This is a genomic window from Flavobacterium acetivorans (assembly GCF_020911885.1).
Taxonomy (GTDB): domain Bacteria; phylum Bacteroidota; class Bacteroidia; order Flavobacteriales; family Flavobacteriaceae; genus Flavobacterium; species Flavobacterium acetivorans.
In genome coordinates this window covers 1,773,242-1,786,985 of sequence record NZ_CP087132.1, presented here as the reverse complement: position 1 = coordinate 1,786,985, position 13,744 = coordinate 1,773,242, and the positions used below count along the sequence as shown (strand labels likewise).

The following is a 13,744-nucleotide window of genomic DNA, read 5'->3' as shown; positions in this document are numbered from 1 at the left end:
TTCCTTTGTAACTTTGCAATTCTAAAACATTGCCCCTTAACACAAATGAATTTCCAAGTAGTATCCGATTACCAGCCGAAAGGCGACCAACCACAAGCCATTGAAAAACTAGCTCAAGGTATCATTGACGGCGAAAAATTCCAAACTTTATTAGGAGTTACCGGTTCTGGTAAAACCTTTACAGTTGCTAACGTAATCCAGGAAGTACAAAGGCCAACATTAGTTTTGGCGCACAACAAGACCTTGGCTGCTCAGCTGTATTCAGAATTTAAACAATTTTTCCCGAATAATGCAGTAGAATATTTCGTTTCCTACTACGACTATTACCAACCGGAAGCGTTTATGCCGGTGACAGGCGTTTTCATTGAAAAAGATTTATCTATCAACGAAGAATTAGAAAAAATGCGTTTGAGCACCACTTCTTCCCTACTTTCGGGACGAAGAGATATTCTGGTTGTCGCTTCTGTTTCTTGCTTGTACGGTATTGGAAACCCTGTAGAATTTCAAAAAAATGTAATTGAAATTGAGCGAGATCAAGTTATTTCGCGCACCAAATTATTACACCAATTAGTACAGAGTTTATATTCCAGAACAGAAGCTGATTTTACACCTGGAAACTTTAGAATAAAAGGAGATACGGTCGAAGTTTATCCAAGCTATGCTGATGATGCTTTTCGAATTCACTTCTTTGGTGATGAAATTGAAGAAATTGAATCTTTCGATGTAAAAAATTCCCAAGTCATCGAAAAATTCGAAAAACTGACGATTTATCCCGCTAATATGTTCGTGACTTCTCCAGACGTGCTGCAAGGCGCCATTTGGGAAATCCAACAGGATTTAGTCAAACAAGTGGATTATTTCAAAGAAATTGGCAAGCATCTCGAGGCAAAACGACTAGAAGAAAGAACTAATTTCGATTTAGAAATGATCCGAGAATTAGGTTATTGCTCCGGAATAGAGAATTATTCCCGCTATCTTGACGGCAGACAAGCAGGCACAAGACCTTTTTGTTTATTAGATTATTTTCCAAAAGATTTTCTAATGGTAGTCGACGAAAGCCACGTAACTCTTTCTCAAGTTCATGCCATGTATGGCGGTGACCGAAGCAGGAAAGAAAATCTGGTAGATTATGGTTTCCGACTTCCTGCGGCCATGGACAACCGTCCTTTAAAATTTGAAGAATTTGAAGCGATGCAAAATCAGGTGATTTATGTATCCGCAACTCCTGCTGATTATGAATTACAAAAAACGGATGGCGTTGTTGTAGAACAAGTGATTCGTCCTACAGGATTATTAGATCCTATAATTGAAATACGCCCCAGCTTAAATCAAATAGACGATTTAATCGAAGAAATCCAACAACGATGCGAATTGGATGAACGCGTCCTGATTACAACCTTGACCAAAAGAATGGCAGAGGAATTAGCCAAATACCTGACAAAAGTTAGTATCCGTTGTCGCTATATCCATTCGGATGTGGATACCTTGGAACGTATCGAAATCATGCAAGATCTTCGAAAAGGATTGTTTGATGTTCTGATTGGAGTCAACTTGCTTCGTGAAGGTCTCGACTTACCAGAAGTATCTCTGGTAGCCATTTTAGATGCTGATAAAGAAGGTTTCCTACGCAGCCATCGCTCGCTTACACAAACCATAGGTAGAGCAGCTAGAAACCTAAACGGAAAAGCCATAATGTATGCTGATAAAATTACAGCCAGCATGCAAAAAACAATTGATGAAACCAACTATCGCAGAACCAAACAAATCAATTACAATACGCAAAACAACGTAACTCCTCAGGCGCTGAATAAAAAAATAGAAAGTGCTTTCACCAAAAATCCGTTGGTAGATTATGAATTGGGCTACAATTTAGATAACGCAGCGGAATCGGTAACAGAATATTTATCGAAAGAAGAGATCGAAAAACGAATTCGGGAAAAACGCAAATCAATGGAAAAAGCGGCAAAAGACTTAGACTTTATGCAGGCTGCAAAATTGCGCGATGAGATCAAAAAACTACAGGAACAATTGACTTAATTGTGCTGTTCTTTAAAAATTTCCAATAAAACTTTCGGATCAATTATAGCGTTTGGAGCCTTATTCATTTTCTTCAATACTCGTTTTGCAGCATCTGGATTTAGCCCCATACTAATGGCTATTTGGTGTATTTCATGAACCTCTTTCTTGTGTAAAACACCGTCAATATGCATCAAAAGTGCAAATCTGTAAAATTGTTGAATCCTTTGAAATTCAGACCTCACAACAGTCTTAGGTAATTCTTGATGAAACAAATCGTTGAAACCTCCTTTCTCAATATTCAACTCATTAGCTATAACAAATAAAAAATCATATTCTTTTTTATGCAATTGTCCGTCTACTGTTGAAAATGCAATCATGTCCAATAACAAATTCTTCTTTTCTTCAAATGTGTTCATAAAATAATTAGTTTTAGCTAAAATATCATTTTAAAATCAAAAACGCAAAAACCAGCAATTATTAAACAATATTGCTCCATTTTCATTGTTTTATAAGCCTATAAGGCCATATTTAGTGAAAAACTACTGTTTTTTATATTATTTAACTAAATACAACCTAAATAATCACTAGCTATTACAAGAAGTAAAAAATCTAAAAAAGGAATTTTATATTCTTTTTAAATTGGATATATTTATAGCTCTTAATTTTATTGATTCACCCTAACTTATTATGAAATCCACATAATTAAAAATGGTAAACAATAATCAAAGAATACAACAACTTATTCTCATGAAAAAAACATTATCTACCTATGAAACTAATCTTAAGAGAATACAATCTTAAACTAAAGCATACTTTTACGATTTCGAGAGAATCAATAGAAACACAGCCTTCCTTAATTGTAGAATTACAAAGTGAGGATTTCTCTGGATATGGAGAAGCAACCTCAAACCCCTATTACAACATCACCGTCCCGATGATGATACAGGATTTAGAAAAAATCAGAGTTTTGATTGAGTCTTCAGATAATGAATTTCCCGAGGATTTCTGGGCATTAGCTTACCCGTATTTAAAGCACGATATGTTTGCTCTTTGCGCCCTTGACATCGCCTTTACTGATTTATATGCTCGAAAAAAAGGAAAGAAATTATACCAACTTTGGGACTACAGCACTGAAAAAAATGTATTGACCGATTACACCATTGGGATTGCCTCGATTGAGAAAATGCTCTCAAAAATGCAAGAATTGCCTTGGCCTATTTACAAAATAAAACTAGGAACAGCCGAAGACATTGCGATTGTAAAAGAATTAAGAAAACACACCGATGCTATTTTTAGAATTGATGCCAACTGCGGTTGGGGAGTTGAAGAGACCATTAATAATGCCGTAGAATTGAAAAAACTAGGAGTAGAATTCCTTGAACAACCCATAAAAGCCGATGATTGGAAAGCACACAAAGAAGTTTTCAAGCATTCTGTCTTGCCAATTATTGCTGACGAAAGCTGTATTCTTGAAGAAGATGTTGCTAAATGTCACAATCATTTTCATGGTGTAAATATAAAATTAGTAAAATGTGGCGGATTGACACCAGCAAGAAGAATGATCCAAGAATCAAAAAAACTTGGAATGAAAACAATGGTAGGTTGCATGACCGAATCGACTGTGGGAATTTCGGCAATTGCCCATTTATTGCCACAATTAGATTATGTGGATATGGATGGCGCTCTACTCCTAGCTGAAGACATTGCGACCGGAGTGACAATAGAAAATGGAAAAGTAAGCTATTCTGACTTGAATGGAACTGGTGTAACCTTAATTTAATTTTGGATGAAAGTCAACCAATTCCCCGATAGATTAATTGAACTAAACAACAAAGAATATCTCTATTTTGGAGGAACGGCCTATTTAGGAATGCCAACAAATCCTGAATTTCAACAACTAGTCATCAAAAACATTTTGCGCTGGGGATCAGCCTATGGCAGCTCTAGAAGCGCCAATATCCAACTCACAGCCTATGAAAGAGGCGAATCTTTTTTGGCTAAATACATCCAGTCAGAAGCTACAGTTACAGTTTCATCCGGAATGCTCGCCGCAAAGCTAGTAATCGAAGAACTAATTCCACAAACTGATATGTTCTTTCATTTTCCCAATATCCACGCAGCCTTAAAAACGGCTAACAGCCTGCCCGTTTTTATTGGAAACGAAATAAATCCTCGCTTGCTAGACAATACTTATGAAAGAATCACCTTGCTGACTGATGCTGTACCGAGCTTTCACATCAAAGCGATCGATTTATCAGTAATAAACTTAATAACGTCCAATAAAGAAATTACTTTGGTTCTTGACGAATCTCATTCTTTAGGGATTCTAGGCAATAATGGATGTGGAATATTCTCTACAATTCAGCATAAAAACATTAAACGTAAGATCATGGTGGCTTCTTTAGGGAAAGCCATGGGCGTGAGCGGCGGTGTCATAGCATCCGATCATTCGTTTATTCATCAAATGATGATGAACGATTCATTTATTTCAAGCGCTTGTATGAATCCTGCACTCGCAGAAGCAACGGGCGAAGCCGAAGAAATTTACAAAAAACAACATCTTAAACTGAAAGACAACCTAAATCATGTTAGCTCTCTATTAGCTAATAATGAATTATTGGATTTTAATGCTGATTATCCAGTAATCTATCCTGAAATAGACGGAATTAACGAAAAACTTCTTTCCAATAAAATAATCTTGACTAACTTTAAATACACCGCAGGAGCTAAAGATTTAAATAGAATCATATTTACTGCCAATCACCAACAAGAAGATTTAAACAAACTAATTAGCGTCCTAAACCAATACCAATTCTGAAGCTAAAATTACAACCACTTACTTTTTAACCGTACCTTTGTAAAAAATTAGAATATGATGACAAATAACGATATCTTCAAAAAATTACGTGTAGCTTTAATGTTACGTGATGACCAAATCGTTGAAATACTGGAATTGGTAGACTTTAGAATTACCAAATCTGAATTGGGGGCTTTTTTTCGTGATGAAAAACATGAGAACTACATGGAATGTGGCGACCAAGTTCTTCGCAATTTCCTAAACGGATTAGTAATTCATTTGCGTGGGACAAAAGAAAATCCAAAAAATCCGAATGACGTTTTAGCCAAGCACAAAGCCCAAATTCCGGCAAAACAAAGCGCTAAAGAAAGGCCAGAGTTTAAAGCAAAACCAAGAGACGAAGAAAAATCAAGAGGTGATGAAGCTCCTTCAAAATCGAAGCCTGCAGCCAAAAAACCTTCGAAAAAGCAATATCCTAAAGGAAATTCAAAAGTTCAAGTAGTCGAAAAAGTGAAATTCAATTTCGGTAAGAATAAGAAATCATAATATTTTGAAAACGGCTCTAATTATTGGCAGTACAGGTTTAATTGGTTCTCAATTATTAAATCTCCTTTTAGAAAGTAAAGACTACAATAAGGTAATTACGTTTGTAAAAAGAGACTCTGGAAAGCAACATCCAAAGTTAAGTCAACATATTATTGATTTTGACCAGCCCGAAAGCTATCAAGAATTAATCGTTGGCGATGATTTTTTCTGCACTATTGGCACAACCATAAAAAAAGCGGGAACTAAAGAAGCCTTTAAAAAAGTAGATTTTGAATATCCACAGCAGTTTGCCTCTTTTGCTTCAAAAAACAAAGTCAAAAACTTTCTACTTATCTCATCCCTTGGTGCCGATGAAACTTCTGGGAATTTTTATCTCAAAACCAAAGGAGAAATAGAAAATGTTCTTAAAAACTCAGATTTTGAAAGTGTTTCTATACTGAGACCTTCGTTACTTTTGGGAAACAGGCAAGAATTTAGATTAGGCGAAAGAGTAGCTGGTATTTTTATGAGAACACTATCTTTTTTATTTTTTTGGAAAACTAAAAAAATACAAACCCATAGAAAGTGAAACCGTAGCCAAAGCACTTTTAACAATTGCACAAAAAAACATAAAAGGTTTTACTGTTTACGAATCAGACTCGATTGAAAATATAGCAAATTAAAAACAAAAAATCCTGAGCTTTCACTCAGGATTTTTTAATATATAACTATAATTTATTTCTAATTAAGAAAGTGCCGCTTGAACTTGATCAGCCGCTTCTTGAAATTCTACAGCAGATAAAATTGGCATTCCTGAATTATCGATTAATTCTTTAGCAATTGCAGCATTCGTACCTTGCAAACGAACAATGATTGGCACTCTAATCGCGTCACCCATATTCTTGTAAGCATCAACAACTCCTTGAGCAACACGGTCACAACGAACGATTCCTCCAAAAATGTTGATCAAAATTGCTTTTACGTTTGGATCTTTCAAGATAATACGGAAAGCAGTTTCTACACGTTTTGCATCAGCAGTTCCACCTACGTCAAGGAAGTTTGCAGGTTCAAAACCAGCATACTTAATTAAATCCATGGTTGCCATTGCTAATCCAGCTCCGTTTACCATACACCCTACAGTTCCGTCAAGGTCAACATAGTTTAAACCTACTTCTTTTGCTTCTACTTCGATTGGATTTTCTTCAAGAACATCTCTCATCTCAGCATACGCTTTTTGTCTGTATAAAGCGTTATCATCGATATTTACTTTAGCATCAACAGCTAAAATTTTATCGTCAGATGTTTTTAAAACTGGGTTAATTTCAAACATTGAAGCATCAGATCCAATGTAAGCATTGTATAAAGAAGCGATGAATTTAACCATCTCTTTGAAAGCATTTCCAGAAAGACCTAAGTTGAAAGCAATTCTTCTTGCTTGGAAACCTTGTAATCCAACAGCTGGATCAACTTCCTCAGTAAAGATTAAATGTGGTGTGTGCTCAGCAACTTCTTCAATATCCATCCCACCTTCAGTAGAATACATAATCATATTGCGACCTGTAGCTCTGTTCAATAAAACAGATACATAAAACTCAGAAGTTTCACTTTCGCCAGGATAATAAACATCTTCAGCAATTAATACTTTGTGAACTTTTTTACCTTCGGCAGAAGTTTGAGGAGTTACTAACTGCATTCCGATGATTTCGCTTGCAATTCCTTCTACTTTGTCAATTCCTTTGGCAAGTTTAACTCCACCACCTTTTCCACGTCCACCTGCATGAACTTGAGCTTTTACAACATACCAACTCGTTCCCGTTTCGGCAGTTAATTGTTTTGCAGCAGCAACCGCTTCTACAGGACTATTAGCCACAATTCCGCGTTGAATGCGAACTCCGTAGCTAGCTAAAATTTCTTTTCCTTGATATTCGTGTATGTTCATAATATAGAATTTGTCTGAATTCTGAATTTATTTCAGAAAATAAGTGCTGCAAAAATAGCAAAATTCATCTAAACAGAGAAATCTTTTTTCTTTTTTAAAATGCTTTAAACTTATTATCCAAAAAGAAATCCTCTTGAAGCTGATTTTCGATCCATTTCATCAAAAAAAATAATCAAAAACACTATAACGTTTGAAATTTCAGCATGCAAGTGGTCAGATTTGATAAATTTTTATCATTTTCATTCTGAAAGTACAAACGCAATTATTAATTTGTCAATTTGAGTCCTTATAAAAAACAACATTGCTTTTTATTAAACACTTTTCTACAATATCCTTAAAAATCACACCCATTAAACGTATTCAATGAATTATATTCAACAAAATCTTTATTTTTGTAAAAAAACATCAAGCATGAAAATTAAAGAGCAAGGCCTTTATTTGCCGGAATTTGAACACGACAACTGTGGCGCAGGATTTATATGTAATTTGAACGGAATCAAGTCTAATGACATTATTCATAAAGCACTAGACATATTAATAAAGCTAGAACATCGAGGAGCAGTTAGCTCTGACGGAAGAACAGGTGATGGAGCAGGAATATTATTTGACATACCACATGACTTTTTTAAAAAAGTATGTGATTTCGATATTCCAGAAACAAGGCAATATGCCGTTGGAATGGTTTTTTTACCAAAAAAGAACAACCAAACTGCCTTTTGTCAAACCACTTTTGAAACAGCTATAAAAGAGCAAAACCTTGAAATTTTAGGATGGAGAACAGTGCCCGTTGATGTTTCTAATTTAGGACAAATAGCAGCCGAAAAAGAACCCGCAGTAAAGCAAGTGTTTATCGGCAAAAATGGCTTAGAACTGACAGAACAACAATTTAACGCTAAATTATTTGCTGCCAGAAAAATAGCCGAACATGCTGTTATAAGTTCAAAAATTTCAGAAAACCACATGTTCTATTTTTCAAGTTTATCCACAACAACAATCATATATAAAGGATTGTTGATGCCGGAAGACATTAGCAGGTATTATACTGACTTAGCTGACACTGATTTAGTAACCAGACTAGCCCTTGTGCACCAGCGTTTCTCGACAAACACCTTTCCTTCTTGGGAACTGGCGCAACCTTTCCGCTATATGTGTCATAATGGAGAAATCAACACGCTTCGTGGTAACATCAGCAGAATGCGTGCTCGTGAAGAATTGATGCAAAGTGATATTTTTGGTGACGACATTAAAAAATTATTCCCTATAATATTAGAAGGAAAATCTGATTCGGCTTCGATGGATATGGTCATTGAACTGTTGTTAATGACAGGAAGATCTCTACCCGAAGCAATGATGATGGTGGTTCCCGAAGCTTGGGAAAAACACCAAACCATGTCTGACGACAAAAAAGCATTCTATGAATACAACTCCTGTATTATGGAACCTTGGGATGGTCCTGCTTCTATTCCTTTCACGGATGGCAATGTAATTGGCGCTTTATTGGACCGAAATGGACTACGCCCTTCTCGTTACACATTAACCAAAAGTGGTTTTGTAATCATGTCTTCAGAAATTGGAGTTCTTGACATCAAGCCAGAAGATGTGGTACAACACGGTCGTCTTGAACCCGGAAAAATGTTCCTTGTTGACATGAATGAAGGCCGAATCATTGAAGATGAGGAAATCAAAAACGCGATTGTAACCAAACGACCTTACAGAAAATGGCTTGATGAGAATTTATTGCAATTAGCCAAAATCCCTTATACCAATAACGACACTCCAAAGGAGAATGTTGATTATGAAACCAGATTGCGTTTATTTGGTTACACGATTGAAGATTTAAAAACAATAATAAATCCAATGGGAGCGCAAGGAGCTGAAGCAATCAGTTCTATGGGTAATGATACTCCTCTAGCTATTTTATCAGACCAGCCCCAACTTTTATATAACTATTTCAAACAATTATTTGCCCAGGTGACCAATCCTCCTTTGGATGGTATTCGTGAAGAAATCATTACAGACATCAGCTTAGCAATAGGTGGCGATTTTAATATTTTTGAAATTGAATCTAAACAATGCAAAAAGCTTAAAATTCAAAATCCGGTTATTTCCAAAGAGGATTTGGACAAAATTAGAAATATTGATCATCCTAATTTTAAATCGTTCACAGTATCTACGTTATACAAAATAGAACAAGGTGCAAATGGATTAGAAAGAGCGTTAGAAAAATGTGTTCAAGCTACTTTTAAAGCAGTTTCAGAAGGACACAACATTATCATTCTTTCTGACAGAGGCGTAAGTGAAGAAATGGCTCCAATACCTATGTTATTAGCTTGTTCTTACATTCACCATTCGTTGAACATTTTAAAAGTTCGCTCTAAATTCGGAATCATAATCGAATCTGCCGAACCACGTGAACCCCATCATTTTGCCTTATTATTTGGTTATGGAGCTAGTGCGATCAATCCTTATTTAGTAAATGAAATCATTCGCGATCAGGTGAACCAAGGTCATATAACTGATGTAAAAGCAGATTATGCCATTGTTAATTACAATAAAGCTATTGCAAAAGGGATTTTGAAAATCATGAACAAAATTGGTATTTCGACCTTACATTCTTATAGAGCGGCTCAAATATTTGAAATTTTAGGTTTAAATAAAACATTTTCTTCTAAATATTTCCCATACACACCTTCAAGAATCGAAGGTATTGGTCTAATCGAAATCGAAAAAGAAGTTACCAAAAGATACCAAAAGGCATTTCCAAATTCGAAAATAGCCAGCTTATTACCTCTTGAAATTGGAGGAATTTACAGATGGAGAAGAACTGGTGAGAAACACATGTTCAACCCAACGACTATTTCTAAACTACAACAAGCTGTAAGACTAAACAGTCCTGAAAGTTACAAGGAATATTCTACAATGGTCAATGACCAAAGTGAACAGTTGATGACCATCAGGGGATTGTTTGAATTCAACAATTTAGATCCAATTTCTATTGACGAAGTAGAACCTTGGACCGAAATTGTAAAAAAATTCAAAACCGGAGCCATGTCTTATGGTTCAATTAGCCAAGAGGCTCATGAAAACTTGGCGATTGCCATGAACCGAATTGGTGGAAAAAGCAACTCTGGAGAAGGAGGAGAAGATCCGCAGCGTTTTCAGAAAGACCTAAACGGCGACTCTAGAAACAGTGCTATTAAACAAGTGGCTTCGGGAAGATTTGGCGTGTCAATTAATTATTTGACTAATGCTAAGGAAATCCAGATCAAAATGGCTCAAGGTGCTAAACCCGGAGAAGGCGGACAATTACCTGGCGAAAAAGTAGTGCCTTGGATTGCCAAAACACGTAACTCCACACCTTATGTTGGCTTAATTTCTCCACCGCCTCACCATGACATTTATTCTATTGAAGATTTATCTCAATTGATCTTTGATTTAAAAAATGCCAATCGTGAAGCAAGAGTAAATGTTAAACTAGTTTCTGAAGTAGGTGTTGGAACAATTGCTGCAGGTGTTGCTAAAGCAAAAGCCGATGTGATTTTGATATCAGGATATGATGGAGGAACTGGAGCTGCGCCATTAACTTCGTTACAACATACCGGAATTCCATGGGAACTTGGATTAGCCGAAGCCCAACAAACCTTAATTCTAAATGATTTAAGAAGCCGTGTGGTATTAGAATGTGACGGACAATTGAAAACCGGACGCGATGTTGCTATCGCCGCCTTACTTGGAGCAGAAGAATTTGGTTTTGCAACAGCTCCTTTGGTCGCATCAGGATGTATTATGATGAGAGCTTGTCATTTAAACACCTGTCCAGTTGGTATCGCTACCCAAGATCCTGAATTAAGAAAAAATTTTAAAGGAACTCCAGAACACATCATCAACTTCATGTACTTTATCGCTGAAGAATTGAGAGAAATAATGGCTCAATTAGGTTTTAGAACCTTAAAAGAAATGGTGGGACAATCACAAAAACTGAATGTAAACAAAGCCATTAAACATTATAAAGCAAACGGTTTAGACTTGTCAGCTATTCTATACAAACCGGAAAAAGCTAAAACAGAACCAATTCACAATACAACTACACAAGATCACCAACTTGAAAACGTATTGGATTTTGCGATCATTAAAGAAGCAATTCCATCTATTTATAGAAAAGAGAAAACGAGAGTTACTTTTAAAATTAAGAATACAGACCGTTCCGTTGGGGCTATTTTGAGCAACGAAATTTCCAAAATCTATGGTGAGCAAGGACTTCCAGAAGATACTATATTAGTTGATTTTGAAGGTTCGGCCGGACAAAGTTTTGGTGCTTTTGCAACTAATGGTTTATCATTCAAAATTCACGGAAACTGTAATGACTATCTAGGAAAAGGACTTTCTGGAGGAAAACTAATTATCAAGGTTCCACCAACTGCAACTTTCAAACCAGAAGAAAATATTATCATTGGTAACGTTGCACTTTATGGAGCCATTACCGGCGAAGCCTATATTAATGGTATGGCTGGAGAACGTTTCTGCGTAAGAAATTCTGGAGCAACAGCTGTTGTTGAAGGAATTGGGGATCATGGATGCGAATATATGACTGGTGGAACTGTTGTTATTCTAGGAAAGACAGGAAGAAACTTCGCTGCCGGAATGAGTGGTGGCGTAGCTTATTTATATGATAAGAATAGAAAATTCGATTCTAATTCCTGTAATATGGAAATGGTTGCTTTCGACCCAATGGAACAGGATGATTTTACTAAGTTGAAACGTTTGATTAAAAACCATAGTTTATATACCACCAGTCCATTAGCTAAACGTATTCTGGCAAATTGGGAGAACGAGCAACAATATTTCATCAAAGTAATGCCTACTGATTATAAAAAAGCATTGCAGAGAATCGCAGAAGAAAAGAAAATTGAAGAACTAATAGCATAGTCATGGGTAAGATAGGAGGATTTAAAGAGTATAACAGAACTGACGAAAGTAACATAGCAGTAAAAGAACGTGTTTCAAACTACAATGAATTTACAATTCCGTTAGCCAAAGATAAAATTAAAGAGCAAGGTTCAAGATGTATGGATTGTGGTATCCCTTTCTGTCATAGTTCTTGTCCATTAGGAAATTTGATTCCAGATTTCAATGACATGGTGCATCAGGAAGAATGGGAAAGTGCATTGAAAATTTTACAATCAACAAATAATTTCCCTGAATTCACAGGACGTCTATGCCCTGCTCCATGTGAGAAATCATGTGTATTAGGAATCATAAAAGAGCCTGTAGCGATTGAAAATATTGAAAAAAACATCATCGAAAGAGGTTTTGCCGAAGGTTGGATCAAACCACAACCTCCTGTAAAAAGAACAGGAAAAAGCGTAGCCGTTATCGGTTCTGGTCCTGCTGGTTTAGCAGCAGCACAGCAATTAAATAGAGCTGGACATACCGTAACTGTTTTCGAAAGAGACAATGCTATTGGAGGATTATTGCGCTATGGAATTCCGAATTTCAAACTAGAAAAAGGAATTATCGACAGACGTGTAGCTATTTTGGAAGCCGAAGGAATTACTTTTAAGACTAATGTAAATGTTGGTGTAAATTACAATATTGAACAATTGAATGCTTTTGATTCTATCGTATTGTGCGGTGGAGCTACCGAAAGAAGGAGTTTACCCACTAAAGGTATCGAAAGTAAAGGTGTTGTTCAAGCCATGGACTTTTTGACCCAACAAACTAAAGTTCTATATGGGGAAACAATTGTTGATCAAGTAATGGCAACAGACAAAAATGTTATTGTTATTGGTGGTGGAGATACCGGTTCTGATTGCATTGGGACTTCAAATAGACATGGTGCGAAGTCGGTGACCAATTTTGAGATTTTGCCAAAACCTCCAGTAGGAAGAAGTGAAACAACTCCTTGGCCATTTTGGCCTTTACAACTTAAAACTTCATCATCACATGAAGAAGGCTGCGATAGAAATTGGTTAATCAATACCAAAGAATTTATTTCGAATGAAAAAGGGGAATTAACAGGATTAAAAACCGTTGAAGTAGCTTGGAAAATGACCGCAGGACAACGACCAGAATTAATAGAAAAAGAAGGTTCTGAAAAAATATGGCCTTGCGATTTAGCTTTACTGGCTCTTGGTTTTACAGGACCTGAAAAAACATTAAGTGAGCAGTTAGGTCTTGAAATTGATATGCGAAACAACTATAAGGCTACAAATTATCAAACTAATGTGCCGCATATTTTCACCGCTGGTGATATGCGTCGCGGGCAATCCTTGATTGTTTGGGCCATCTCTGAAGGCCGTGAGGCAGCAAGAGAAGTAGATCTATTTTTAATGGGATCTACAAACTTACCTACAAAAGGTAACGGTGATTTACCCAATTTATAGTTCTTCAGTTACGATTAAAAAAGAGGCTATCTAAAATAACACTAGACAGTCTCTTTTTATTTTTAGACAGAGCTACTCTTT

Annotated in this window: 9 protein-coding genes; 7 read left to right on the top strand and 2 right to left on the bottom strand. The window is 36.1% G+C overall.

From position 1 onward, the window contains the following. The first annotated feature begins 45 nt into the window (after positions 1-45). Positions 46-2,037: an excinuclease ABC subunit UvrB gene (gene uvrB / locus LNP19_RS07870; protein ID WP_230061391.1), complete on the top strand. Its 1,992-nt coding sequence runs from the start codon at positions 46-48 to the stop codon at positions 2,035-2,037. On the opposite strand, the gene LNP19_RS07865 is transcribed toward uvrB, so the two are convergent. Continuing rightward, positions 2,034-2,435 (bottom strand): excinuclease ABC subunit B, encoded by a 402-nt coding sequence (locus tag LNP19_RS07865; protein WP_072941122.1) that lies wholly within the window; start codon positions 2,433-2,435, stop codon positions 2,034-2,036. The two genes, uvrB and LNP19_RS07865, sit on opposite strands and share 4 nt — an antisense overlap. A 353-nt stretch (positions 2,436-2,788) precedes the next feature. Between LNP19_RS07865 and LNP19_RS07860 the strand changes: the two genes are divergently transcribed. Genes LNP19_RS07860 through LNP19_RS07845 form a run of 4 tightly spaced genes read left to right on the top strand, consistent with a single transcriptional unit; the run spans position 2,789 to position 5,930 of the window. Then, positions 2,789-3,799 (top strand): dipeptide epimerase, encoded by a 1,011-nt coding sequence (locus LNP19_RS07860; RefSeq protein WP_230061390.1) that lies wholly within the window; start codon positions 2,789-2,791, stop codon positions 3,797-3,799. A gap of 6 nt (positions 3,800-3,805) precedes the next feature. After that, on the top strand, positions 3,806-4,837 hold the full coding sequence (locus LNP19_RS07855) for an aminotransferase class I/II-fold pyridoxal phosphate-dependent enzyme (protein WP_230061389.1): 1,032 nt from the start codon (positions 3,806-3,808) through the stop codon (positions 4,835-4,837). A 57-nt stretch (positions 4,838-4,894) separates the two neighbouring features. Beyond that, positions 4,895-5,362 (top strand): DUF1456 family protein, encoded by a 468-nt coding sequence (locus LNP19_RS07850; protein ID WP_072941114.1) that lies wholly within the window; start codon positions 4,895-4,897, stop codon positions 5,360-5,362. Positions 5,363-5,366: 4 nt separating this feature from the next. Continuing rightward, the gene (locus LNP19_RS07845) at positions 5,367-5,930 is read left to right on the top strand and encodes an NAD(P)H-binding protein (RefSeq protein WP_230064193.1); all 564 of its coding nucleotides are present in this window, start codon (positions 5,367-5,369) and stop codon (positions 5,928-5,930) included. 156 nt (positions 5,931-6,086) lie between these two features. Here the strand turns inward: LNP19_RS07845 and sucC are convergent, their stop codons facing one another. Beyond that, positions 6,087-7,280: an ADP-forming succinate--CoA ligase subunit beta gene (gene sucC / locus LNP19_RS07840; RefSeq protein WP_230064192.1), complete on the bottom strand. Its 1,194-nt coding sequence runs from the start codon at positions 7,278-7,280 to the stop codon at positions 6,087-6,089. Between the two features lie 411 nt (positions 7,281-7,691). Between sucC and gltB the strand changes: the two genes are divergently transcribed. Continuing rightward, on the top strand, positions 7,692-12,206 hold the full coding sequence (gene gltB / locus LNP19_RS07835) for a glutamate synthase large subunit (RefSeq protein WP_230064191.1): 4,515 nt from the start codon (positions 7,692-7,694) through the stop codon (positions 12,204-12,206). 2 nt (positions 12,207-12,208) lie between these two features. Continuing rightward, on the top strand, positions 12,209-13,663 hold the full coding sequence (locus tag LNP19_RS07830; RefSeq protein ID WP_230064190.1) for a glutamate synthase subunit beta: 1,455 nt from the start codon (positions 12,209-12,211) through the stop codon (positions 13,661-13,663). Positions 13,664-13,744: the final 81 nt, after the last annotated feature.

Excerpts from the sequence above, each read along its gene's own strand:
- uvrB (WP_230061391.1), top strand. The coding sequence starts at position 46 with ATGAATTTCCAAGTAGTATCCGATTACCAGCCGAAAGGCGACCAACCA.
- LNP19_RS07865 (WP_072941122.1), bottom strand. The coding sequence starts at position 2,435 with ATGAACACATTTGAAGAAAAGAAGAATTTGTTATTGGACATGATTGCA.
- LNP19_RS07860 (WP_230061390.1), top strand. The coding sequence starts at position 2,789 with ATGAAACTAATCTTAAGAGAATACAATCTTAAACTAAAGCATACTTTT.
- LNP19_RS07855 (WP_230061389.1), top strand. The coding sequence starts at position 3,806 with ATGAAAGTCAACCAATTCCCCGATAGATTAATTGAACTAAACAACAAA.
- LNP19_RS07850 (WP_072941114.1), top strand. The coding sequence starts at position 4,895 with ATGACAAATAACGATATCTTCAAAAAATTACGTGTAGCTTTAATGTTA.
- sucC (WP_230064192.1), bottom strand. The coding sequence starts at position 7,280 with ATGAACATACACGAATATCAAGGAAAAGAAATTTTAGCTAGCTACGGA.
- gltB (WP_230064191.1), top strand. The coding sequence starts at position 7,692 with ATGAAAATTAAAGAGCAAGGCCTTTATTTGCCGGAATTTGAACACGAC.
- LNP19_RS07830 (WP_230064190.1), top strand. The coding sequence starts at position 12,209 with ATGGGTAAGATAGGAGGATTTAAAGAGTATAACAGAACTGACGAAAGT.